The 25,620-nt window shown below is 40.9% G+C and carries 22 protein-coding genes and 1 pseudogene; 12 read left to right on the forward strand and 11 right to left on the reverse strand.

Annotated elements, in window-relative coordinates:
- Positions 1-28 precede the first annotated feature (28 nt).
- From V6E90_RS11280 to V6E90_RS11295, 4 genes and pseudogenes are all read right to left on the reverse strand, one after another.
- Positions 29-1,219 (reverse strand): acyl-CoA dehydrogenase, encoded by a 1,191-nt coding sequence (locus V6E90_RS11280; RefSeq protein ID WP_442881257.1) that lies wholly within the window; start codon positions 1,217-1,219, stop codon positions 29-31.
- 230 nt (positions 1,220-1,449) lie between these two features.
- Positions 1,450-1,818, reverse strand: a pseudogene (locus tag V6E90_RS11285) (NAD(P)-binding protein); the annotation flags it as partial.
- A 152-nt stretch (positions 1,819-1,970) separates the two neighbouring features.
- Positions 1,971-3,221: an MFS transporter gene (locus V6E90_RS11290; protein WP_016541018.1), complete on the reverse strand. Its 1,251-nt coding sequence runs from the start codon at positions 3,219-3,221 to the stop codon at positions 1,971-1,973.
- A 61-nt stretch (positions 3,222-3,282) separates the two neighbouring features.
- Positions 3,283-4,434, reverse strand: a complete 1,152-nt coding sequence (locus V6E90_RS11295) for an acyl-CoA dehydrogenase family protein (protein WP_332605370.1) — start codon at positions 4,432-4,434, stop codon at positions 3,283-3,285.
- A 329-nt stretch (positions 4,435-4,763) separates the two neighbouring features.
- Here V6E90_RS11295 and V6E90_RS11300 point away from each other — a divergent pair, with 329 nt between their 5' ends.
- Complete coding sequence (locus V6E90_RS11300) at positions 4,764-5,981, forward strand: CaiB/BaiF CoA transferase family protein (protein ID WP_023270082.1); 1,218 nt, start codon at positions 4,764-4,766, stop codon at positions 5,979-5,981.
- Between the two features lie 161 nt (positions 5,982-6,142).
- Positions 6,143-6,988 (forward strand): IclR family transcriptional regulator, encoded by an 846-nt coding sequence (locus tag V6E90_RS11305; protein WP_000996082.1) that lies wholly within the window; start codon positions 6,143-6,145, stop codon positions 6,986-6,988.
- A 9-nt stretch (positions 6,989-6,997) separates the two neighbouring features.
- Here the strand turns inward: V6E90_RS11305 and V6E90_RS11310 are convergent, their stop codons facing one another.
- From V6E90_RS11310 to V6E90_RS11335, 6 genes are all read right to left on the reverse strand, one after another.
- The gene (locus V6E90_RS11310; protein ID WP_332605371.1) at positions 6,998-8,191 is read right to left on the reverse strand and encodes an MFS transporter; all 1,194 of its coding nucleotides are present in this window, start codon (positions 8,189-8,191) and stop codon (positions 6,998-7,000) included.
- Positions 8,192-8,254: 63 nt separating this feature from the next.
- On the reverse strand, positions 8,255-9,097 hold the full coding sequence (locus tag V6E90_RS11315) for an IclR family transcriptional regulator (protein ID WP_332605372.1): 843 nt from the start codon (positions 9,095-9,097) through the stop codon (positions 8,255-8,257).
- A gap of 109 nt (positions 9,098-9,206) precedes the next feature.
- A complete protein-coding gene (locus V6E90_RS11320) occupies positions 9,207-10,412 on the reverse strand; it encodes a 3-oxoadipyl-CoA thiolase (protein WP_332605373.1) in 1,206 nt (401 codons plus the stop codon).
- A gap of 14 nt (positions 10,413-10,426) precedes the next feature.
- A complete protein-coding gene (locus V6E90_RS11325; protein WP_332605374.1) occupies positions 10,427-11,950 on the reverse strand; it encodes a 3-hydroxyacyl-CoA dehydrogenase in 1,524 nt (507 codons plus the stop codon).
- A gap of 61 nt (positions 11,951-12,011) precedes the next feature.
- Positions 12,012-12,773, reverse strand: coding sequence for an SDR family oxidoreductase (locus V6E90_RS11330; protein ID WP_332605375.1), 762 nt, complete (start codon positions 12,771-12,773; stop codon positions 12,012-12,014).
- A 29-nt stretch (positions 12,774-12,802) separates the two neighbouring features.
- Positions 12,803-13,591 (reverse strand): enoyl-CoA hydratase, encoded by a 789-nt coding sequence (locus V6E90_RS11335; protein WP_332605376.1) that lies wholly within the window; start codon positions 13,589-13,591, stop codon positions 12,803-12,805.
- 311 nt (positions 13,592-13,902) lie between these two features.
- On the opposite strand from V6E90_RS11335, the gene V6E90_RS11340 reads away from it, so the two are divergent.
- From V6E90_RS11340 to V6E90_RS11365, 6 genes are read left to right on the forward strand one after another with little or no spacing between them, the layout of a single operon-like run.
- Positions 13,903-15,057 (forward strand): acyl-CoA dehydrogenase family protein, encoded by a 1,155-nt coding sequence (locus tag V6E90_RS11340; protein ID WP_016541027.1) that lies wholly within the window; start codon positions 13,903-13,905, stop codon positions 15,055-15,057.
- Positions 15,058-15,115: 58 nt separating this feature from the next.
- Positions 15,116-16,399: an MFS transporter gene (locus V6E90_RS11345; RefSeq protein ID WP_212749887.1), complete on the forward strand. Its 1,284-nt coding sequence runs from the start codon at positions 15,116-15,118 to the stop codon at positions 16,397-16,399.
- Positions 16,400-16,446: 47 nt separating this feature from the next.
- A complete protein-coding gene (locus V6E90_RS11350; protein ID WP_005316637.1) occupies positions 16,447-17,115 on the forward strand; it encodes a 3-oxoacid CoA-transferase subunit A in 669 nt (222 codons plus the stop codon).
- Positions 17,115-17,768 (forward strand): 3-oxoacid CoA-transferase subunit B, encoded by a 654-nt coding sequence (locus tag V6E90_RS11355; RefSeq protein WP_332605377.1) that lies wholly within the window; start codon positions 17,115-17,117, stop codon positions 17,766-17,768. Before V6E90_RS11350 ends, V6E90_RS11355 begins: the two co-directional genes overlap by 1 nt.
- A gap of 39 nt (positions 17,769-17,807) precedes the next feature.
- Complete coding sequence (dcaP, locus tag V6E90_RS11360; protein ID WP_332605378.1) at positions 17,808-19,124, forward strand: outer membrane trimeric porin-like protein DcaP; 1,317 nt, start codon at positions 17,808-17,810, stop codon at positions 19,122-19,124.
- A 17-nt stretch (positions 19,125-19,141) separates the two neighbouring features.
- A complete protein-coding gene (locus tag V6E90_RS11365) occupies positions 19,142-20,359 on the forward strand; it encodes an MFS transporter (RefSeq protein ID WP_262757111.1) in 1,218 nt (405 codons plus the stop codon).
- Positions 20,360-20,382: 23 nt separating this feature from the next.
- Here the strand turns inward: V6E90_RS11365 and V6E90_RS11370 are convergent, their stop codons facing one another.
- Positions 20,383-20,835, reverse strand: a complete 453-nt coding sequence (locus tag V6E90_RS11370) for a PaaI family thioesterase (protein ID WP_141669887.1) — start codon at positions 20,833-20,835, stop codon at positions 20,383-20,385.
- A gap of 305 nt (positions 20,836-21,140) precedes the next feature.
- Between V6E90_RS11370 and V6E90_RS11375 the strand changes: the two genes are divergently transcribed.
- From V6E90_RS11375 to V6E90_RS11390, 4 genes are all read left to right on the forward strand, one after another.
- Positions 21,141-22,943: an acyl-CoA dehydrogenase C-terminal domain-containing protein gene (locus V6E90_RS11375; RefSeq protein WP_332605379.1), complete on the forward strand. Its 1,803-nt coding sequence runs from the start codon at positions 21,141-21,143 to the stop codon at positions 22,941-22,943.
- A gap of 43 nt (positions 22,944-22,986) precedes the next feature.
- Positions 22,987-23,775, forward strand: a complete 789-nt coding sequence (paaG, locus tag V6E90_RS11380; RefSeq protein ID WP_023270078.1) for a 2-(1,2-epoxy-1,2-dihydrophenyl)acetyl-CoA isomerase PaaG — start codon at positions 22,987-22,989, stop codon at positions 23,773-23,775.
- A gap of 82 nt (positions 23,776-23,857) precedes the next feature.
- A complete protein-coding gene (locus tag V6E90_RS11385; protein WP_023270077.1) occupies positions 23,858-24,613 on the forward strand; it encodes a class II aldolase/adducin family protein in 756 nt (251 codons plus the stop codon).
- Positions 24,610-25,533, forward strand: coding sequence for a 2-hydroxyacid dehydrogenase (locus V6E90_RS11390; RefSeq protein WP_023270076.1), 924 nt, complete (start codon positions 24,610-24,612; stop codon positions 25,531-25,533). The genes V6E90_RS11385 and V6E90_RS11390 overlap by 4 nt, the downstream gene beginning before the upstream one ends.
- Positions 25,534-25,620: the final 87 nt, after the last annotated feature.

The raw sequence follows: 25,620 nt of genomic DNA on the forward strand, positions 1-25,620 counted from the left end.
GTTTTATTTTTAGTCGTCACTTAGCGCTTTAGAACGCTGCGAGTCCTGTCTGGGCTCTGCCTAAGATCAAGGCATGCACATCATGGGTGCCTTCATAAGTATTCACAACTTCAAGATTGACCAGATGACGGGCGACGCCAAATTCATCACTGATTCCGTTTCCGCCCAACATATCTCGCGCCAAACGGGCAATCTCCAAGGCCTTACCACAGTTATTACGTTTAATCAGAGAGGTCGCTTCAACTGAGGCAATACCATCATCTTTCATTCGACCAAAACGAAGGGCAAGCTGTAGGCCGAGTGCAATTTCTGTTTGCATGTCTGCCAACTTTTTTTGAATCAGTTGGTTGGCAGCCAGTGGTTTGCCAAATTGCTTTCGATCCAGTGTGTATTGGCGTGCAGTATGCCAGCAAAACTCGGCTGCACCCATGGCACCCCAAGCAATACCATAACGGGCACTGTTCAAGCAGGTGAAAGGGCCCTTTAAGCCACGAACGTCTGGAAATGCATTTTCTTCAGGAACAAAGACTTGATCCATCACAATTTCACCTGTAATAGATGCTCTTAAGCCGACTTTACCGTGAATTGCCGGCGCAGAAAGCCCTTGCCATCCTTTTTCTAAAATAAAACCACGAATTGGGCCGACATTGCCTTCAGGCGAAACTTCTTTGGCCCACACCACAAAAACATCCGCAATTGGACTATTGGTAATCCACATCTTGGCGCCAGTTAAATGGTAGCCACCTGCAACTTTTTTAGCGCGACAGGCCATACTGCCTGGATCTGAACCATGGTCGGGTTCGGTTAGGCCAAAGCAGCCAATCCATTCACCAGTCGCCAGTTTAGGCAAGTATTTTTGCTTTTGTTGCTCAGTCCCGAATTCATGAATGGGCACCATCACCAACGAGCTTTGCACACTGGCCATTGAACGATAGCCCGAATCAACACGTTCAATTTCACGGGCAATCAACCCATAACTCACATAATTTAAGCCTGCACCGCCATATTGTTCTGGGATGGTGGGTCCGAGCAGGCCTAATTCACCCATTTCCCTAAAGATGTGCGGATCGGTTGTTTCATGACGGAATTGATCAAGCACCCGTGGCATTAACTTATCTTGGCAGAATGCATGAGCTGTATCACGAATCATGCGTTCTTCTTCGTTCAGTTGCTGTTCAATTAAAAAAGGGTCATTCCAGTTAAACTCTACGCGGCTCATTATTTTTTCCTTCATGATTGTTCTAGAAAGTTCCTATCAATTTGTTTTTTAAGCTTAGCTCCCGTAGGAACTAAGCTTACCTAAAAAATGACAATCGAGAGTAGAAATACCTCAACTTATTCGGGATATAGAGCAATTAAATCTCTGCAAAACTATCCATCCATTTACATGTTTGGGTAGTTAGGACCACCTCCACCTTCAAGTGTTACCCAAGTGATATTTTGTGATGCGTCACCAAGGGAAACCACATAGTTTCCATCGTTGTGCATTGACTTCGGTACCATCCAATGCGGCATTTTTTGTGCTTTACTATCAGATAATAAGAAATATGTTTCGTCGCCCGCTATAGGGACATTCAGTGGAGCACCTTCTTCTTTCCAGTTTGGAAAGAATTCATTCATGGTACGTGGTTCAAGTACAACATCAGAAAGGATATACGCACCTACTTCAGAGCCTTTTTCAACAACACAAACAGAAAGATCAGGCAGGTTGTTTTCAATCGCTAATTGACGAATTTTAATCGCAGCAGATAAACCCGAAGGTCCTGCGCCTACGATCACTACGTCAAACTCCATTGACTCTCGGCTTTGATCTCTCATTTTAAGAAATGTTATTTCGCTTAGCGATACTTTATGTTAATAAAATGAAAATATCAAATAAAAATAGCAAAAAATTGCCTAACGGAGAGATTTAAGGGAGGCATAAAAAGGCCAACTTGATCAAGTTGGCCTTTTTATTGGAAGATCTACTTTTAAGAATTTTGTGGGTCGTAGAGTTTTTCCTTAATAAACAGGGCAGGAATCACACCACAAATCAGGTAAGCTGCTCCCATGACAACAAAACCTAAACCAATAGATCCACCAGAAGCTAAAAAACCAATCGTTGCAGGTGCTATTGCAGCACCTAAACGACCTACATTGTATGCGCCGCCAATAGCCGTGCCACGAATCGCTGTTGGAAAGCTTTCAGTCATATAGGTGGCATTTACACCATATGGAATACCGTATAAAAAGCCGAAGACAACCAGTAAAAATAAAATATTTTCGGGGGTATTATAGAAAACGATTAGTGGCAGAAAAATTGCAGTCCCAATTGCACCGAAAGCATAAGTAAAACGGCGTCCAAGTTTATCTGCCATCATCCCTGCAAGTACTTTACCGAGAATCATGGCTGTATAGGTACCTACCATATAGGCTGTCATTTCCTTGAACTTCATTCCGAGTTCGCTTTCCAGATATGAAGGCATCCAGTTATTCACACCGTAATAACCAAATTGCAAGAAACCAGCGGTTAAAGCCCAGAGTATAAACATATTACGATTGCGTTTATCCTGAAAAATAAGTTTCAAAGCCGAGGGTTTTTCAGCGTTCTCACTTAAATTAGGCTGCTGTAAACGGGATTCTTGCCATGCAAGTGGCTCAGGAACCAAAATATGCATGAAGATCGCAAGAATGACAGGAATAATGGCAACATAAAATAACATACGCCAACCATGATCTGGGATAATCCAACCTGCAAGCAATGTTGCTACAATATATCCGACGGTCCAACCCGCCTGTAAAGTTCCGAGTACTGTGGTACGATACCGTGTAGGTACATATTCAGCCATCAAGGTGTTGCAGGCTATATAAAGTGAACCTAAGCCTAATGAAGCAAAAAATCTTAAAATACCGAATTGAAGAAAACTTTGAGTAAAACCGAGTCCGCAAGTTAATAGCGAAAAAGTGAGAATCGAAATAACAACGATGCGGACACGCCCGAATTTATCACATGCCCAACCACCAAAAATCCCACCAATGGCCATACCCGCCAAAGTAAAACTACCGAGCATACCAGCTTGAACCGAGCTTAAGCCAAAATCTGCCTTAATACTATTTAAGCTATAAGACAGTAGCATTAAGTCTGCGCCATCTACCAATAAAGCCAGAAATGCAAAAATAAAAGCAATTTTCCAAGTATGAGCTTTTATTGCAGAGGAGGGTGCATTGTAATTTGTAGCCATAATCCATTACCTACATTTGACTGATCGCACTTCAAATTGTTTGAAAGTGCTGAAAAAATGTTTAAGACGCAGCGCGAATCATATTTTTTGCAATAATCAATTGTTGAACCTGCGTGGTGCCTTCATATAAGCGGAACAAGCGTACATCACGGTAAAAGCGCTCAATGGCATATTCACTGATATAACCCGCTCCACCATGAATCTGTACGCAGCGGTCAGCTACGCGGCCACACATTTCAGTGGCGAACATTTTTGCGCAGGATGCTTCTGTACTAATATTTTCACCATGATCACGGCAGCGGGCTGCATCTAGAACCATACATTTAGCCGCATAAATTTCTGCTTTGGAATCAGCCAACATGGCTTGGATTAACTGAAAACTAGCAATCGGTTGACCAAACTGTTTACGCTCAATCGCATACTTTAAAGAATCATCCAACATGCGTGTGGCTGCCCCTACACTCAGGGCAGCAATATGCAAACGACCTTTATCCAGAACTTTCATGGCTGTTTTAAAGCCCATACCTTCTACGCCGCCAATTAATGCAGACGCAGGAACACGACAATTTTCAAAAATCACATCACAGGTATGTGCGCCTTTCTGTCCCATTTTTTTATCTCGTTTGCCAAGAAAAATCCCCGAATTTTGACTATCGACAATAAATGCAGAAATACCAGCAGCCCCTTTAATTTCAGGGTTGGTACGTGCCATCACTGTAAATACACCAGCATGTGGGGCATTGGTAATAAAACGCTTGGTCCCGTTTAATACATAAAAATCACCATCTTTTACCGCACTGGTTTTGAGCGCAGCAGCGTCAGAACCTGCATCTGGTTCAGTAAGACAGAACGAACTAATTATTTCACCACGGGCTAAAAGAGGCAGGAAAAAAGATTTTTGTGCTTCTGTCCCATCAATAATTAGACCGCTAGAGCCGATCCCATTGTTGGTACCGATCAGAGAGCGAAAGGCTGGGGAAGTACGGCCAAGCTCGAAAGCAATATAAACCTCTTCTTCCATCGTCAGCCCAAGACCATCGTACTGTTCTGGAATGGTGAGTCCAAACAGGCCAAGTGATTTCATTTGCTCAATAATATCTTTTGGAATTTCATCTGTTTCAGCGACTTCATTCTCATGAGGAATTAATACACCTTCAACAAATTGTCGAATCATATCGACCAGTTGGTTCAGTGTTTCCTGATCTCGAATCATAGTCATATCCTTTGTACAAGCAGCTAAAAACAAAAATACGATGTTCGTAAAATCATCAATATTGATGCGATAGTAATCAAAGGAATCTCACAAAACAATATATTTTGAAAATAAATTTCGCAATGCGGTATGATGTTTGTTGTTAGTGGTTTCTAATCTGTTGATTTAATTAATCTATATTTATTGAATAAAAATCATATTTTTTGATGGGAAATTAAGGTTTGATTTTTTAAAATCTTGTTTGTATATTAAAAATATATATCGCTATGCGAAACTTATGTGAGGTAAGTTTTCCTATAGGAAATTAAGCACAAGTGAGTAGGATAAACATGGGCGCTTTAAATGGAATTCGTGTACTTGATTTGAGTCGGGTACTAGCTGGACCGTGGTGTGGACAGATACTTGCTGATCTGGGTGCAGAAGTGATTAAGGTGGAACGACCAAAGGTCGGAGATGATACCCGATCTTGGGGGCCACCTTGGATGAAGGATGATGCTGGATCAGACACGCGAGAAGCAGCTTACTATCAGTCGACAAATCGTAATAAGCTCTCGGTTGCAATTGATATTGCCACTCCTGAAGGACAGGAACTGATCAAAGCTTTAATTCAGGATACAGATGTTGTCATTGAAAATTATAAGGCTGGTTCGCTGAAAAAATATGGGCTGGATTATGCTGCATTGTCCGCAATCAATCCGGGTCTGGTCTATTGTTCGATCACGGGTTTTGGACAAGATGGTCCACGTGCAGAAGAGCCTGGCTATGATTTTATTATTCAGGGAATGGGTGGGCTAATGTCCGTCACAGGAGAAAAGGATGATTTGCCTGGAGGAGGTCCACAAAAAGTAGGCGTGGCATTTTCTGATTTGGCGACAGGATTATATTCTACGATTGCAATTCAAGCCGCGCTACTCAATCGTCATGTGACGGGTTTGGGCCAATATATCGATATGGCTTTATTAGATGTGCAAATTGCAACAATGGCCAATCAGGGAATGAATTATCTGTCTTCTGGAAAAGTGCCTGAACGGTATGGCAATGCACACGCCAATATTGTGCCATATCAGGTGTTTAAAGCTACTGATCGGGAGTTTATTATTGCATGTGGCAATGATACTCAGTTTATTCAGTTGTGCAGAAGTATTGGCTTACCTGATTTACCGAATGATTCTCGATTTAGTCGCAACGCAGACCGTATTCAGCATCGAGATGAAATTATTGGGATTCTATCAGCGCATTTTTTAACAAAGACAGCAGATGAATGGGTTGCTGCTATTTATGCAGCTAAAGTTCCTGTTGGAGTGATCAATAATCTGGCACAGGCTTTTCAAGAGCCGCAAGTGATTGCAAGAAAAATGCTGGTTGATATGCCGCATCCGCAACGCGAGAAGCTAACTGTGATTGGCTCGCCGATCAAACTTTCAAGAACGCCAGTTGAGTATAAAACTGCGCCACCTTTATTGGGTGAGCATACTGATACGATTTTAACTCGGGTTCTTTCTCAGGAAAAACTGGATGAATTAAAGCTGAAAGGGATTGTTGGATAACAAATGTACCAAAGTCAAAATGCATCTGTATTTTGACTTTGCTTTTTGATTGTACTTAACTAGGTTGTTTAGATATTCATGGATGAGCTTTAACTGTTTATTATAGAAAAAATAGATTATAATTTTCGCAGTGCGAAACAAATATTTAGATTGGTAAAATCATGAATGATGCCGTAGATGCAGAACAAACAGAAAAATTATTAGCGCCTTTAAGGCATGAGTTGTTACATCCGATTGAAGACATGCAAGATGAAAATGACCGCCAATTTATTACGGCTTTAGCTCGTGGTTTAGAGCTGCTACGCTGCTTCACTCCAAAACATCAGCATTTGGGAAATCAGGAATTAGCGCAAATGACAGGTTTGCCGAAGCCAACGATTACTCGTCTCACGCATACTTTGTCTCGTTTGGGATATATCAAGCAAGTCCCGAATTCGAGCAAATTCCAGCTCTCTGTGGGTGTCTTGGCTTTTGGCTACTCCATGCTTTCAAATGTATCGATTCGTTCTATTGCGCATCCCTATATGAAGAATTTAGCTGACTATGCGGGCGCTGCTGTTGCAATGGCAACACGTGATCGACTGAATATGATTTATCTGGATGTGGTACAAGGTAAAGGCAATATGACCATGCGCCGTCAAGTTGGAACCTATTTACCGATTCATTTAAGTTCGATGGGGCGTGCATGTTTAGCTGCCATGCCTGAAGATGAACGAGAATTTTTACTTGATGCGATTCGCAGTAAGCATAAAGAAGACTGGATCAAGATTAACCGTGATCTGGATAAAGCCTTTAAAGACTATCAGGATTTTGGCTATTGTTTTTCGATTGGTGAATGGCATAAAGATGTCAACTCGGTTGCGGTTCCATTAATTCATGAACAGCATGGTTTACTGGTGTTTAACTGTGGTGGGCCGAGCTTTATTATGAATCGAGAAAAACTTGAAGAGGATATTGCTCCACGTCTTTTACATATGGTGAATAATATTCGTACCGAAATTAGTTAAGCGCGTTCTTCATTTTAAAAAACCAGCATCATATTTATGCTGGTTTTTTATATCACGCACACAATAATAAAGACATAAAACGGCAAAAATTAAGCCTAGCATACAGACACCTACCCATCCGAAGTGTTTCCAAGCATAGCTTCCCGCTGTTGTACCTAATGCACCGCCAGCAAAGTAACCTGTCATATAAATCGCGTTAAACCGTGAGCGTAATTCTTGATTAAGTTTAAATACAATACTTTGGTTGGTGACATGTACCGCAGAAAGAGAGGCGTAGAGAATGAGTAAAGCAATAATGTAAAAGGTAAAATGATAGGGTAAAAGTGAAAAAAGTATCCAACTTAAAATTAGCCCAATGCCGCAATAGATCGAAATTTTATGAATATAGCCTTGATCAATAAATTTGCCTGAGAAATTAGCAATGAAAGTCCCTAACACGCCAACAAAACCAAAAAGACCAATGGTAAAGTCACTAAAAAAGTAGGGCGCTGGAGCCAGTAGCAACGACATGGTGGTAAAGGTTAGGCTAACACAAGCAAATGTAAAACCACCAATATAAGTTCTAGTCCTTAAACGTCGATTTTGAATAAAAATCTGTGGTAAAGAACGAATGGTTTTTACATAGTTTTCAGATTTGGTGGGTGGAAATAACCCGATATTACGATGCAAAATAAAGGCAATAACAAGTAATAGAAAACCACTGACCAAATAAATAATATTCCAAGCGAAAAGCGTAGACATCAGTCCAGAAAGCGAACGAGCGAGTAAAACCCCCATCATTAGTCCGCTCAGTAAAAAGCCAACCACACGGCCGCTTTGTTGAATCGGAACCAGACTTGCAGCAAGGGGTAATAACAATTGGGCTGAACTGGAAAAAAGACCAGTAATGACGGTACCAAGCAGTAAAAGATAGATGTTGTGCGAAAAACCGCTAATAATTAATCCACTTGAAGCCAATAGCATAAAGATAAAGAGTAGCTTGCGCTTTTCTATTATGTCCCCTAATGGCATTAAGAAAAGCAAGCCACATGCGTAGGTGATTTGGGCTAGAGTCGGCACCCACGCTGTAGTTGTTTCGGTTAAATTTAGGCTTACACTAATTGAATGAATGAGTGGCTGACTAAAATAATTTCCACCTGTACAAATGCCTGCGGCAATCGCCATTAAAATAATGGTTGGGGTATAGAATGCGTTTTTCATCATGCCTTAGTCATAATGAAAGTGGAACTTTAATCAACTCAACCATGATTGTTTTAAGCACGATTGTTAGTGCGTTTCATTCAAGGCATCTTGAATGTTGTGCACCATATGGATTAAACGTGGTCCAATTTCACCTTCAAGTTTTTCCGGATTTAAATGAAAACTTGGCGCACCACAGTTAAAAACATAAAGACCATGTTTGGAGCTGACCAAAGGTACAGCCACCGAGTTCACTTCTTTATGCCACTCGCCTAAAGACAAACAATATCCATAATCTTGGTAATCACGGAAAGCTCGTTCTAAAGAACGTTTTATGGCTGGCCAGTTTTCGGAATTCTTTTGTTTCAGTGCATCGAGTAGAAAGTTGCGCTCACGTTCAGGAGTTGCAGCTAAACAAGCTCGACCCATTGAACTACTATGGAGTGGTAAGGTTGACCCAATTGGACGGCGCATATTTAATGCAGTTTCAATTTGAACAACATCGATATACACCATATTTAATCGGTCACGCGTTGCCATCGCCACAGGGGCCTGAACATACTGACTCAACTCTTCCATATATTGATGAGCAATATTACGAATCGAGATGTTAGATAATGCTGCGTATCCTAAAGATAAAACACCAATGTCTAATGTGTATTTGGTTGAGTTAGGCAATTGTTTTAAATAACCTAATGACACAAGGGTATTGGTAATACGTGCAATGGTCGGTTTAGGTAAACCTATCATTTTTGCTAATTCTTGGTTGCCAAGCACCTGATTATTTGCAGAAAAACACCTTAAAAGTTCTAAACCGCGTGCTAAAGAAGCAATAAACTGCGGATTATTTTCTCGATGTATATGCGAAATAGGATCTAAACGTATCTCATCAAAATTTATTGGTTTTTCAGTTTCCATGTTTTGAGACATTCGATCCTCAAATATAATTAAAGCAATAGTTTTGCTATTATATTTCGCTCTGCAAAATAAATCCATTCATCACTGCGCTGTTGTGATGAATGGATATCAGAATCAATGGTTATGAAACGTTTTCAATCACCATCGCAAGACCTTGGCCTACACCAATACAGAGGCTCACCACTGCATATTTCTTTTTACGGCGTATAAGTTCGCGTGCCACTGTTAAGCTAAGACGAGCGCCAGATGCACCCAATGGATGACCCACTGCAATCGCACCACCGTTCGGGTTTACACGTGGGTCATTAAAATCAACGTTCAAGCCTTTTAAACACGATAAGACCTGTGAAGCAAAGGCTTCATTAATTTCAATAATATCCATGTCATCTAAAGTAAGACCTGCCCGCGCAACTGCTTTCTTAATTGCTTCAATAGGGCCTGCACCCATAATACGTGGTTCAATACCAGCTGCCGCTGCTGACAAGATTTTTGCCATTGGTTTTAGGCCATATTTTTGCCCTGCTGCTTCCGAACCAATTAAGAGCGCCGCTGCACCATCATTAATACCTGAGGCATTACCAGCAGTGACCACACCACCTTCAAACAGCGGTTTTAACTTGGTGAGTGTTTCAACAGTTGAGCTTGGGCGGGGGTGTTCATCTTCGCTCACTGATTTAGGTGGTAATTTTTTGCCTTGAAATACTTCAATTGGGGTGATTTCACCAGCAAAGAAACCATCCTCTTTGGCTTTTTGGTATTTGGCTTGTGATTGAGCTGCAAATAAATCGGCTTGCTCACGGCTAATACCGAATTCAACCGCAACATTATCACCTGTTTCTGGCATTGAATGACCGCCGTATTGAGCAATAATTTTTTTATTTGGAAAACGAGAGCCAATTGTGGTGTCATAAATTTTTGCATCACGGCTATAAGCACTTTCTGCTTTACCCATGACAAAAGGTGCACGTGACATACTTTCTACACCACCTGCGATATACAAATCACCTTCGCCACAGGTGATGGCACGGGCAGAGTCAATCACAGCACCTAAACCACTAGCGCATAGACGGTTTACTGTCTGGCCCGGCACAGTGACTGGTAATCCAGCTAGTAACAGCGCGTTGCGAGCCACATTACGACTGTCTTCACCTGCTTGGTTGGTATCGCCTAAAATTACATCTTCAATATCAGCACCTGGAACACCAGTTTTTTCTAATAGTTTTTGAATGACAGTTGCAGCTAAATCATCAGGGCGAATTGAGGCAAGTTCACCTGCATGACGGCCAAATGGGCTACGTAAACCATCATAAATATATGCATTTAACATTGAGAAATTCCTTTTCAAGACTCATGAGTAAAAGTAAGAGGTAAATGTAGTGCGACACGACGTTGTAACCACGGGCTAGGGCGGTAACGTGGGTCATGCGTAAGCGCTGTTATACGGTTCAGAATGAGTAAGATTTTTTGGCTACCGACATGATCGCCCCATTCAATTGGGCCAAATGGATAACCCAGGCCTAAGCGGACAGCGGCATTGATATCATCTACAGTTGCAACATTTTGCTGTGCAATATCACAGCCTAAATTAATCACCATGGCTAAAACACGCTGTGCAACAAAGCCAATACTTTCATTAATCATACTCACCAGATTTCCATCTAGATTGAAAATAGAGTGAGCTGCCTGACGGTATTCAGGTTTGATAATAAGTGATGGCATTAAGGTTCGATGCTTTGCAATGCCATAAAGCATGTCTATCGCAACAGTTTGTTCTGGGTTAACGCCTAGGCGAATAGCTGCTTGAGTTGTGTCTTCACCATAACAAGCGAGTAAACATAAGCTATCTGTTTGTGGCTCGGTGTTGGTGTCTAGAGCAATATTTTGCTGAGTTAAATAATCTTCGAGCTGTTTTTTATCTTCATGGAAATCTGTCGCAATCCAAACTTTTGGATATCGGGCTAAACGCTCTACAAACTTGGCAGGTTGTTCACCTGTTTTTGAACCCGTCTCATAGTTATAAAAACCTTGATTGACTTTACGTCCAAGTTGCTTGGCATCTAGCATTTGCTTGGTGAGCGGGCTTGGTTTGTAACGGGCTTCTTCATAATACTGATGATAAATCGACTCCATCACAGGGTGAGAAACATCAAGGCCAGTTAAATCCATTAATTCAAAAGGACCCATTCTAAATCCTACGCCGTCACGTAAAATTCGGTCAATTTCACTGATGTCACAGACATTCTCGTTTAAAATTTTAAGTGCTTCAGTTCCATAAGCGCGACCTGCATGATTAATAATAAATCCAGGGGTATCCTTCGCAACAACAGGGCGATGGCCAAAGGCACGAGACAGATCATTTAAGGGATTAATAATAAGAGGGTCAGTTTTTAAACCACGAATGACTTCGACCACTTTCATGAGTGGAACTGGGTTAAAGAAGTGATAACCCACAACACGTTCAGGTTTTTTACAATTTGCAGCAATCGCTGTAATAGACAGAGAAGAAGTGTTTGAGGCTAAAATGGTATTGTCGGAAACAATATCTTCAAGCTGCTGCATCAAGCTCTGTTTGATATCGAGGCGTTCAACAATTGCTTCTACAATCAGATCGCAATTTTTTAAATCTTCAATTTGCTGAGCAACAACTAAATGGCTATTTGCCTGAGCTGCTTGCTCAAGTGTAATTTTATTTTTGTCGACTAACTTTTGAAATGTGGCAGCTAGTTTTTCTTTGGCCTGTTCTGCTGCACCTGCTTTGGCATCATATAAATAAGTGGTATGACCTGACTGTGCAGCAATTTGAGCAATACCACTGCCCATAATACCGACACCAATCACAGCCATGCTTTTAATATCATAAGTCATGTCGATCATCCTGATGATTAATCTATATTTGAAATTAAACGGAAAAATAGGATTTGGTGATTTAGCTTAAGCATTGTTTATCACCATCAATCGGTAAGATTTGACCAGAAATAGAGCGTCCGCTGTCTGAAGCTATAAATAGGCATAAATCTGCAATATGCTTTGGATTGACAAAATATTTGAGCGACTGATTTTTTAGTGCGTTTTGAGTGACTTCTTCAAGTGAGGTATGGGCTACATTGGCACGGGCCTGTAATACACGTTGAACTCGATCACCATCTACCGCACCTGGAAGGATCGCGTTAACTCGAATATTGTCTGCACCAAGTTCCATAGAAAGCGTTTTGGTAAAACCAATCAGGCCCCATTTGGAAGTGGAATAGGCTAAACGGTATGGATAGCCTAAGCGTCCGGCAATAGATGACATATTAATAATTACGCCTGCTTTTGCTTGCTTTAAATAGGGAATGGCTAACTGGGTCATTAAAAAAGTGCTATTCAGGTTTAAATTAATCACCGTGTTCCAATCATCAAAACTTAGTTCATTTGCTGCAACGGTCGGGCCTGAGATGCCTGTGTTATTAACTAAAATATCAATACCACCAAACTTCTGAACTGCTTCATTAAACATGAGTTTAATTTGTTCATGATCAGCTAAATCACATGTATATATATGCAGCTTTGGATAATCTTTCTGAAACTGTTCTAGGCTTTTAGCACTAATATCACAAACAAAAACTTCATCATGATTGGTTAAAAATGCCTCGGCAATGCATCGCCCAATCCCTGAACCACCTGCACTAATCAATACTTTTCTGCTCATGTTCAATCCTTAGTTATTATCGTTTTTAATTATTTACCTTGATAAGACGGTTTACGTTTTTCAATAAAAGCTTGAACACCTTCATTTTTATCTTCGGTAGAAAATAGTAACTGGAATGATTTTCGTTCTAGGGTTAAGCCCGCATTTAACGGAACGTCTTCGCTCATCAGCGCAACTTCTTTAATTTGTTGCAAGGCAATAGGAGGCATTTTTGCGAGGCTCTGTGCCATTTGAATCGCAGTTGGGATCGTCTGGTCGTCTTCTGTGACTTGTGAAACAAGACCAATCATATAAGCTTCTTCGGCTTTCACCATAGCACCCGTCATAATCATGCGCATGGCATGGAATTTACCCACAGCACGGAACAAACGTTGTGTACCACCAGCACCTGGCATTAACCCAACTTTAATTTCCGGTTGACCAAAGGTTGCGCCTTTACCAGCAATAATAATGTCAGCATGCATTGCAAGTTCACAGCCACCTCCTAATGCATAACCATTGACAGCAGCAATCACAGGTTTAGGGCACTGGGCAATTGCGTTCCAATAACGTTCGGTATGACGTAATAACATTTCTGTGGAAGTTGCGGTTGCCATTTCCTTTAAATCTGCACCTGCGGCAAAAACTTCTTCACCACCTGTGAGTACAACCGCATTGATCTCATCATTAAAAGTCAATTCGGTAAAAGCTTGTGCTAGTTGTTTGCGAAGCTCTGTATTCAGTGCATTTTTTGCTTCAGGTCGGTTTATTTTTACAATCGCTATTTTTTGAATAGAAAAATCAACTTCTACGAAATTATTCCCTGTTAATACACTCATTTTTGAATTCCTTGTTTCGCATATCAAAACTGCATTCCTTTTATGATGCTTATTTTGGAATTTATTTCAAGTCTTATTTAGTCCCTTAGAGTAATTATGATTGGTTAAATAAGCTAAGTGATTGATATTGTGTATTGGTGATTTTTAAAATTTCGTTTAACGAAATTAATTTTCAAAAAAGCTTGAAATTTGTGTTTTTGTTCTCGTACTATGAAACACATCTGCAGTAAACAAGATTTAAAACATGGTATCCAGACAAGCTGGAGATAGCTGGTGGATACGGTGGAAATACATAAAAAGGGAGATCACAGATGATCCGTGATGAAGGGATGTTGGAGCAGTTACTTTCAACAATTCGAGATTTTGTAAAAAATGAATTGATCCCTCGTGAAAACGAAGTGGTAGAGAAAGACAAAATTCCAGATGACATAGTGCAGCAAATGCGTGAGCTTGGTTTGTTCGGCCTTACAATTCCCGAAGAATATGGGGGCCTAGGCATCACCATGGAAGAAGAAGTCAGAGTAGCATTTGAACTTGGACAAACTTCACCAGCTTTTCGCTCTTTAATTGGTACTAATAACGGTATTGGCTCAAGTGCAATTTTGATTGATGGGACAGAAGAGCAAAAGCAAAAATATTTACCACGTTACGCAAGCGGCGAAATTATTGGTTCATTTTGTTTAACTGAACCTGAATCTGGTTCTGATGCGGCATCTTTAAAAACCAGTGCAGTCAAAGATGGTGACTTTTATATTCTAAATGGCACCAAACGATTTATTACCAATGCACCCCACGCTGCAACTTTCACGGTAATGGCACGAACGAATCCTGAAATTAAAGGGTCAGCTGGTATTTCAGCTTTTTTAGTTGAGGCCAACACACCAGGCATTACGTTGGGCAAAATTGACCAAAAAATGGGGCAGAAAGGCTCTCATACCTGTGATGTCATTTTTGAAAATTGCCGTGTACCTGCTTCTGCATTGATTGGTGGGGTAGAAGGTGTCGGTTTTAAAACAGCAATGAAAGTGCTTGATAAAGGGCGTTTGCATATTGGTGCATATAGTGTGGGCGTTTCTGAGCGTATGTTAAATGACGCACTGCACTATGCAATTGAGCGCAAACAGTTTGGTCAGCCTATTGCGAACTTCCAGTTGATTCAAGCCATGCTTGCTGACTCAAAAGCCGAGATTTATGCGGCTAAATGTATGGTCCTAGATGCAGCTCGTCGCCGAGATAATGGCGAAAACATTAGTACAGAAGCATCTTGCGCAAAAATGTTTGCAACTGAAATGTGTGGCCGTGTTGCTGATCGCTGTGTACAGATTCACGGTGGTGCAGGCTATATCAGTGAATATGCCATTGAGCGCTTTTATCGCGATGTGCGTTTGTTCCGTTTATATGAAGGCACTACGCAAGTTCAACAAATTATTATTGCAAAAAATATGATTCGGGAAGCAACAGCCTAATAAAAAATCAAGTGCCATGAGGCAGGGGATGCCTCATATTCTTGCTGAGGATATGGACATGACGACAGAAACAGCTATACAAGAAAGGGATCGCGGGGAAGCGATTCAAACACCTAAAAAGATTTGGATTACCGCATTTATATTCGCTTTTTTAACATTGTTGTGTGATGGGGCAGATTTAGGTTTTTTGGCATTGAGCCTGACCAGTCTTAAAACAGAATTTCATTTAACGGGTGTACAAGCTGGAACATTAGGCAGTTTAACACTTTTAGGTTCAGCAATTGGTGGCCTGATTGGTGGTTGGGCTTGTGACCGTTTTGGACGGGTGCGCATTATTGTGTTTTTTATTGCTTATTCTTCAGTTTTAACCAGTGCGCTGGGTTTTACTGACTCTTATATGCAATTTGCAGTTTTAAGAACTTTTGGAGCGATGGGCTTAGGTGCGCTCTATATTGCTTGTAATATTTTAATGTCAGAAATGGTGCCAACAAAACATCGCTCGACTGTTCTGGCTACTCTTATGACGGGTTATACCTTAGGTTCTTTGTTAGCGACTTTATTAGCAGGTCATATTATTCCTGAACATGGCTGGCGTTTCCTTTATTGGATTGCAATCACGCCTGTGGTGCTGTCAATTTTAATGCACTTTTGTGTACCTGAACCTGAGTCTTGGAAAAAAGCACGTCAATTAAAAGCGCTAGAAGTCGCTCAAAGTAACCAACCTAAAAAACGTCAAAACCCATATATTGAAATTTTAAGAGATAAGAAACACGGCACCATGTTTGTACTTTGGATTATTAGTACAGGTGCATTGCAGTTCGGTTATTACGGGGTGAGTAACTGGTTACCAGCTTATTTAGAGTCTGATCTTGGCATCAAATTTAAAGAAATGGCTATGTATATGGTCGGTACTTTCCTGATTATGATGTTCGCCAAAGTGATTGCAGGAATTATTGCCGATAAATTAGGACGTCGCGCTGTATTTGCTTTCGGAACCATTGGTACAGCCTTATTTATTCCAGTCATTGTCTACTTAAATACACCAACCAATATTTTATGGATGATGCTGTTCTTCGGTTTCCTTTACGGTATTCCTTACGCCATTAATGCCACCTATATGACAGAAAGTTTCCCGACTTCTATTCGGGGTTCGGCAGTGGGTGGCGCTTATAACATTGGTAAAGTACTTTCTATTTTCTCTCCATTAACAATTGGTTTTCTATCTCAAAATGGCTCGATTGGTTTAGGTCTATTAGTGATGGCGGGTGCTTATTTTATCTGCGGTGTAATTCCATTGTTATTTATTAAAGACCGACTATTTAACCCGCAAAAAGCAGAGTGATGGCTTGAGCTGTTACTTCAATTGAATGATGAAAAGGGATACGTGAGATGATAAATAAAATCACCCAGAATATTGAACCGATTTTAAAAGCAATTCCAGATGGTGCAACTATCATGACAAGTGGCTTTGGGGTCACAGGCCAACCTGCTGAGCTCATTGAAGCTTTAATTGATCTGGGGAAAAAAGAGCTGACCATTGTGAATAACAATGCCGCTTCCGGTGATCGGGGATTAACAAAATTGATCATCGCAGGTTGTGTGAAAAAAATGATTAGCTCATTTCCAAAGTCGGCAGGCTCAACTGTATTTCAAGACTTGTACCGTGCAGGAAAAATTGAGTTAGAACTCGTGCCGCAAGGCAACCTAGCCTGTCGCATTCAAGCCACAGGCGCTGGTTTAGGGGCCATTTTTACGCCTACAGGCTACGGAACTAAAATTGCTGAAGGTAAAGAAACGCGAACCATTAACGGTAAAAATTATGTACTTGAATATCCAATCGAAGCTGATTTTGCCCTAATTTATGCCGACAAAGCTGATCGCTGGGGAAATTTAACCTATCGGAAGGCTGCACGAAACTTTGGTCCGATTATGGCCAAAGCAGCAAAAACAACCATTGTTCAGGTCAACGATACCGTTGAAATTGGAACACTTGATCCTGAATGCATTATTACGCCTGGAATTTTTGTGCAGCATGTTGTGAAAGTAGGAGATATTTAATGTCAGTTCAAAAACGTTCTCGAGAAGAGATTGCCATGTTGATTGCACAAGATATTCCTGAAGGTTCTTATGTGAATTTAGGAATTGGCTTGCCGACCAATGTTGCTAAATTTTTGCCAAAAGACAAAGAAATCTTTTTACATTCGGAAAATGGTGTTTTGGCTTTTGGACCTCCACCACAACCGGGTGAGGAAGATGAAGATTTAGTGAATGCTGGAAAAGAACTTGTCACCTTATTAGATGGTGGATGCTTTATGCATCATGGTGATTCTTTTGACATCATGCGTGGTGGGCACTTGGACATTTGTGTTATTGGCGCTTTTCAGGTGGCTGTCAATGGAGATTTAGCCAACTGGCATACAGGTAAGCCCGATGATGTACCTGCTGTCGGTGGTGCAATGGATCTGGCTGTGGGTGCAAAAAGTATTTATGTCTATATGGAACATGTGACTAAAAAAGGTGAAGCAAAAATTGTTGATGCACTCACTTATCCAATAACTGGGGAACAGTGCGTAGATCGTATTTATACCGATTTATGCATTATTGAGCTCAAAGATCAACAAGCCTATGTCACGGAAATGGTAGCGGGTTTAAGTTTTGATGAATTACAGGCGCTGACAGCCTGTCCATTGATTGACGCGACAGTGGTTTAGCCTTACACCCACGGGAAAGGCTTCTTAAAGGACTAAAAGATGAAAAAATTAATTTTAGCTGCAGCTTGCGCTGCGGCTTCAGGGACTATTTTTGCAAATTCTTCTGATATCACAGAACAAAGAATTAATTTGCTAGAAACCGAGCTGCAAAAATTAAAAGCAGAACTTGCGGCTCAAAAACAAACTCAAAATAATTTACAGGTCAAACAAGTAAAGATTGAAGAGAACATAGAAAAAACTAAAGCAACGGTAACAGAAAAGCCCGTTGCACCTTCTTGGGTGACATGGACAGATAATGTTAAAGTCTATGGAATTGCCCGACTAGATGCAGCAGTTGATTTTAAGTCTTCTCCAGATTCAGGCGGCAGAACCACGAGCAGTATTTATCGAACTCCATTTGAAAGCGCGCAACGCTCAAACCATTCCCGTTCGGATGCAAGCATAAATGCCAGTCGACTCGGAGTCTATTTCAACAGTCCAGATAAAGCGATCACAGGAAATGTGGAAGCCGATTTCTTTGATAGTTCCAATATGGGAACTGGTGATGGGAAGTTTCGTATTCGCCATGCTTATTTTACCTATAAAGACTGGACCTTTGGTCAAACATGGTCATTAATGTCCAATATGGAAACCCGAACAGAATCGGTCGATTACACCCAGTTTATTGGTACATCTTATACACGCACACCTCAGGTGCGTTATGACTGGAAAATTGATCAGAATCATGATTTGAAAGTGGCATTTGAATATACGGGTTCACGTGTTTCCGCTTTTCCAACATTGACGGGACGATATACCTTCAAGCAAGGACCATTAATGGCATTGGCCCAAGGCTTTGTGAATGAGAAATCTGTGGATGTGGCAAAAGAGACGGTCAAGAAAGTCAGCTGGGGAGCGGGTGCGGGACTCAAATATCAACTTGATCCACAGCAATCTGTTCAGGCGAACTATCAATATATTGTAGGTGATCAAAAGTTCATGCCTTATACCACGCAAAGTGGGTTGGTGAATGCTACGCCATTGAATGCAGCAGGGGATTTCTCTTTAGATCAGGATAAAACCGATTTAATGATGAATAAGCTAAACAGTTTTAATCTCGGTTATTCGTATAAATTTAATGATCAATGGCGTACCAATGTATCGGCTTCGCTATTTGAATATGATGACAACACTGAATATGCCAAACTGAATCAGGATGCGAATAAACGCTTAACTGATTACGCCCTCAATGTCTTCTATTCACCTGCCGAGCAAATTGATATTGGGATGGAATATCATCAAGGAAAACGTGAGGTCTTTGATGGCAGAACGGCGGATGTGTCGCGCCTTAACTTTGTGTCGATGTATAAGTTTTAACAATAAGGCAAGGGAACATGGATAAAATAGCTCGGCTCGATACAGATGCGATATTGTCAAAAAGCTTTATTTTTATCATGGCAATGACATGTGGAATTTGTGCGGGTTCAAACTATTATAACCAGCCCTTAATCTATTCAATTGCAGATGCATTAAAAGTTAACGCTGATCAAGTTGCTTTAACCATTGTCATTAGCCAACTGTCATATGCAGTTGGCCTTTTTATATTGGTTCCCTTAGGTGACTTTTTTGAAAAGCGAAGTTATATTTGCTTGCTTATGTGTTGTACAGGCCTTGCACAAGTAGGGCTATCCTTGAGTCAAACCTTGCCAGTTTTATATGGCTTTACCTTTTTAGCGACATTCTTTTCTATTGCAACTCAAGTTTTAGTTCCTTTCGCCGCAGGTTTAGCCAGCCCACAAAAAAGTCCTCAAGTTGTAGGCACTCTCATGAGTGGTTTGTTTTTGGGAATATTATTGGCACGTTCTATTGCAGGCTTACTTTCTACAGTTTGGTCTTGGCACGCGGTTTATTTGATTAGCGGAATTGTCATTTTGGGGTTTGCTTGGGTGATGTGGATGAAGTTGCCAGTTGCACGTAAGTCTCACCAACTCAATATTCTACAGATTTATGGTTCATTATTTTCATTAGCAGCTCATCAGCCTCATTTACTGCGCCGTGGTTTTGCCGGAGGAATTGGCTTTGGAATTTTGGCTCTGATTTTTACCACCATGACTTTTATTTTGGCGAATGAGCCTTATCACTTTAACGATTTTCAGATTGGTTTATTTGGAATTGTTGGTTTGGCTGGCGTATTTGCGACCCCTTGGGCAGGTAAGAAAATTGCGGCAGGGCTTGAAAATAAAATTGCGATGATTTGTATGGGGCTATTAATAAGTGCATGGATACCGCTATTTTTTGCACAGCAGTCTCTAGTTGCTTACGCTGTTGGGGTTGTTATGGCTTATTTCGGTTTGTCGGCATTTCATGTTTTAAATCAAAATCTAGTCTATCGAATTTCGGCAGAAGCGCGTTCTCGTATTAATTCGATTTATATGACCTTATATTTTGGCGGAGCGGCTCTAGGTTCCTTTATTGCCGTATATGCTTGGAAACATTGGGGGTGGACGGCATGTGTGATACTTGGAGTAATGATGGCAATCATCAGTTTTATGATTGATCGCCTAGATTTTCATGCAATGAATAACGCAGAGGCGCAGAAAAAAGCACTATAAAGAGGAGTTTGATATTGCTCTTGCTATGTTTTGCGAATGATCATTAAGGTTGCCGAGGCAAAGGCATACACTTTGCCGTTTTCATCTACGATTTTACCTTCGGTACTAATAATATTTCGGCCCGCATTAATTAACTCGGCTGTCGCATAGTAAGACGTATCAATCTGCATGGGGCGAATCATTTTTACATTTAGGTCGATGGTGCCATAACCAACCCCATGTTCCAGTAAGGTATGCGCTGCACTCCCTGTAACTGTATCCAGAGCTGTTGCACAAAAACCGCCATGTACACCGCCTTGTATATTTCGATGTTCCTGTCCAGGAGTAACTTTATAGGTTGCTTTTCCTTTTGAAACCTCAATGAGTTCCATAGGTAGCGTGTGGGCCATAGGAGAAGGAGACACCTCACCATTTTTTAAAGCCGTTAAAAATTCAAGACCAGTATATTTCGGGTTATCCATAAATCGTCCTTGGATGTTTAAGCAATCTCATCACAATACTATAAATTAAATTTTTACGGAATATTATTTCGCAAAACAAAATTTTTTAAATTCTCTTTAATTTCTGCTGTTAATTATGATTAATTAAAATATTGTCAAAATACAATAAATTATGTTTTCTGATAGAAGTCTATTGGTGTTTTTCCACAAAATAAACATTGTTAAAATGAAAATAAATTTTGCAATAAGAAATTTATTTGATATTTTTGAGGTTAGGAAAAATAAAAGTTCCCTCAGGAGCAGTGCTGTCTCTTCAGGGAAGAAAGACAAGGGAAAAAATCATGCCTTTATACAAAGCTCCTCAACGCGATATGCAATTTGTACTACATGAATTGCTTCAAACTGAACAAAGCTACCAAAAATTATCTAAATATCAGGATGTCGTCAGTCGTGAGCTGGTGGATCAATATTTGGAGGCGGCAGCAGATTTTTGTGAAAATGAACTGGCTCCAATCAATCAAAATGGTGATCAAGAAGGTTGTCATTTAGATCAAGGTTTTGTGACCACCCCGCAGGGCTTTAAAGAAGCTTATGATAAATATGTGGAGCTCGGCTTTACCTCACTCACTGCTGGTCCGGAATATGGCGGGCAGGGCTTACCTACATTGCTCCGGATTGCGATTTCAGAGATGCTTTGTGGTTCAAACTGGGCATGGGCAATGTATCCTGGTTTGTCGCACGGTGCGATGCGAACCATTGAGCATCACGGCACTGAACAGCAAAAACAGGTATTTTTAAGCAAGCTGATCCGTGGTGTTTGGACAGGAACCATGTGTTTAACGGAATCGCATGCAGGTTCAGACTTAGGCTTGATTCGTACCAAGGCTGAGCCGAATTCAGATGGAAGTTATGCCATCACAGGAGAAAAGATTTTTATTTCCGCAGGGGAACATGATCTTTCAGAAAATATTATCCACATTGTGTTGGCTCGTTTACCAGATGCGCCGACAGGCACTAAAGGGATTTCTCTGTTTATTGTGCCGAAATTTAATGTAGATGATGAAGGTAATTTAGAAGACCGTAATAAAGTCGTCTGTAGCGCGATTGAACATAAGATGGGGATTCATGGTAACGCAACCTGTGTTTTAAATTTTGATGCTGCAAAAGGTTATCTAATTGGTCCTGAAAACCGTGGGCTCAATTGTATGTTCACCTTTATGAATACCGCACGTATTGGCACTGCTGTACAAGGTCTGGCTGCCTCTGAGATTTCATTTCAAGGTGCTTTAGCTTATGCAAAAGATCGCTTGGCAATGCGTTCTTTATCTGGAGCAAAATGTCCTGATAAAAATGCGGACCCCATTATTGTTCATCCTGCTGTACGCGCCATGTTAATGACGCAAAAAGCATTGTCAGAGGGTGGGCGTGCCTTGGCCTATTTTCTGGCTCAGCATGTCGATATTGTTGAAACTTCAGATGATCCCGAGCAACGCAAAATGTCGGATGAATTACTGGCCTTTTTAACTCCGATAGCCAAAGCATTTTTAACAGAATCAGGCAATGAGTCTGCCAAGCATGGTGTTCAAGTATTTGGCGGTCATGGCTTTATTGTTGAGCATGGAATGGAGCAAATTGTACGCGATGCAAGAATATCCACCTTGTATGAAGGTACCACTGAAATCCAGTCTTTAGATTTACTGGCGCGAAAAGTACTGAAGTCTGAAGGAAAACTGTTAAAAAACATGACGGATTTAATTGAGCAGTTTGTTAGTGAACAGCAATCCAATGAAGTCTTGAAACCTTATTTAGAAAGATTAGCTGAGCTTAAACAACAGTGGTTGACACTGACTAAAACGATTGCAGAGAAAGCCAAGCAAAATTCTGAAGAAATTGGTGCTGCTTCAGTCGATTATCTCTATTTTTCCAGCTATGTGGTATTCGCTTACCTCTGGGCACGTATGGCACAAGTTGCCCATGAAAAACTGGACGAAGGCACGCAAGAGCAAAAATTCTATCAGGCTAAACTCAGTACAGCGAAGTTCTTCTTTCAGAAGCTATTACATCGTACACAAGCACATGCAGCTTCTATTGCGTCTGGAGCAGAGTCCGTGATGGAACTTGATGAGGACGCTTTTTCATTCTGAGTCCGATCCACGGGTTGTAAATTTTTTCAGAGAGTAGTGACAAATGGATTTTGAACATATTTTGATTCGTCAACACAACCGTGTTGGTTATTTGAAGCTTAATCGCCCGGAAGTGCTGAATAGTTTCAATGAACAAATGCACCGTGAAATTGCAGCAGTTTTAGACCTGTGGGCAGTTTCGAAGGAAATAAAAGTGATTGTGATCTCTGGCGCAGGTAAAGGTTTTTGTGCTGGACAGGATTTAAGATCAAGAAGTCATACTGTCATTGCTGCCCCAGATTATGATGCAGGAGCTGCTTTAGAAAAATTCTATAATCCTCTAGTGCTTAAAATTACAGACATGACCAAACCTGTAATCGCTGCAGTGAATGGTGTAGCTGCTGGTGCAGGTGCCAATCTGGCATTCGCCTGTGATTTGGTGGTGGCCAAACAGTCTGCTTCATTCATACAGTCTTTTTGCAAAGTCGGTTTAATTCCTGATGCAGGCGGCACATGGAATTTACCGCAGTTGATCGGTTTGGCTCGAGCAAAAGGGCTGACCATGTTGGGAGACAAACTTTCTGCCCAGAAAGCCTTGATTTGGGGGTTGATCTGGGAGGTTTATGAAGATGAGCTTTTCGATGCAAATGTCACCGCATTGGCTGAACAGTTAGCGGAGCAACCCAGTAGTTCGATTGCATTGATTAAACAAGCTTTAAACCGTGCTACACACAACACCCTTGCTGAGCAATTGCAGCTGGAGCGTGAATTTCAACGTATTGCAGGACAATCAGATAACTATAAAGAGGGTGTGGCAGCATTTATGCAAAAGAGGAAACCTGACTTTAGCTAGATACATTGACTGTGCATGACATTTACATCCAAAAAATGAAAAATAGTACTTGATATCGTAAGCACTTAAATAAGGAGATAACATGAGTCTAAAAGAAATGGTTTCGACAACCGAATGGGAAGCACGTTGTCAGTTAGCTGCTCTATATCGATTGATTGCCTATTATCGTATGACAGATCTTATTGATACCCATATCAGCCTACGTGTAGCAGATGAGAAAGGGCATTTTCTGATTAATCATTATGGTATTCCATTTGAAAGAATGAAAGCCTCTGATTTGGTTAAAATAGATAGTGAAGGCAATATCGTAGAACATTATGATGCTGGTAAAACGGTGAATGTGGCTGGTTTTGTCATTCATTCAGCCTTGCATACAGCGCGTGAAGATATTCACTGTGTAATCCATACCCATACCGCAGATGGAATTGCAGTTTCAGCACAGAAGCATGGCTTGTTACCCATCTCGCAACACGCACTGAAATTTTATAAAAAAGTCAGTTATCACGAGTATGAAGGAGTTGCTTTACTGACGGAAGAAAGAGCGCGATTGGTCGATGATTTAGGAGACAATCGTGTGATGATTTTAAGAAATCATGGATTGTTGGCAACTGGCGATAGTGTGCAGCGTGCATTTCATGAAATTTACTTTCTAGAGCGTGCATGTCAGGCACAAATCAAGGCACTGGCAGGGGGAACAGAACTCCATTTTCCCTTAGAAGCGGTGTGTGAACATACCACCCAGCAATTCGAATCCGCAGGTGTTGAAAAAATTATTCTAAATGCCTGGAATGCAGCCTTGTCTTTAATTGAACTGCAACGTGAGGAATACTGTACATGATTGTGATTGCCACGACTGTACCCAAAGTTCAAAAATGGCTTGAAGATGCTTTTTTACAATACGCACCACAAGGTTCGTATTGCCTAGCCGACAGCGAACAGGCTCAATCTGCGACCACTGCAGTTTCGTGGTTTCCGGATCTGGATCATTTAGAAAAATTGCCTGAATTAAAACTGATTCATTCAATGGCTGCTGGTGTTGAGCATCTGAATTTGCAGCGAATTGGCACGCAGTATAAAGTCTGTCGGGTGGTCGATCAGTTACATCAAAAAGGTATGTTCGATTATTTGCAGTGGGGCATTTTATATTATCAACGATTTTTTGATCAGGCTTTTAGACAGAAGAAACAACAACAATGGCGGCAGTATCCACAACGAGAACATGCTGAATTGAAAATTGGAATTATGGGCTTGGGGCAAATGGGCGGATATATGGCCAAGCAATTTGCTGCGCTCGGTTATCAAGTGTCTGGTTGGTCTCGTAGCCCGAAAAATATTGCACATGTGAGCTGTTATGCAGGTGATGAAGATTTTGACACGTTCTTGGGACAGGCTGAAATTCTGATTAATTTATTACCACTTACGGAAAATAATCAGGGTATTTTATCAAAATCTTTATTTGATTTGCTTCCTGAACAGGCCTGTATCATCAATTGTGGTCGTGGTCAGCATCTGGTTGAGCAGGATTTATTAAATTATTTGGATTCTGGACGTTTACGTGGTGCAATTTTGGATGTCTTTGCAAAAGAACCCTTAGTTGAAAATCATCCACTTTGGCAACATGAAAAAGTGGTGATCACGCCACATGTTGCTTCACATGCACCATGGTCGGTTGTGGTGAACCAAATTTTAGAAAATGATCAGCGTGTTATTCAGGGGCAAGCATTGTTAAATCAAGTGGACACTTTGAAGGGGTATTAGTGTATGAATATCCTCAGTTTAAGCTATCATTCAGTCATACCGACTTTTAATTGTGAATCAGCTGACTGAACATATCTTTTGTCATTT

Origin of the sequence: Acinetobacter sp. ESBL14, assembly GCF_036668815.1 — a bacterium.
Classification (GTDB): Bacteria; Pseudomonadota; Gammaproteobacteria; order Pseudomonadales; family Moraxellaceae; genus Acinetobacter; species Acinetobacter gyllenbergii.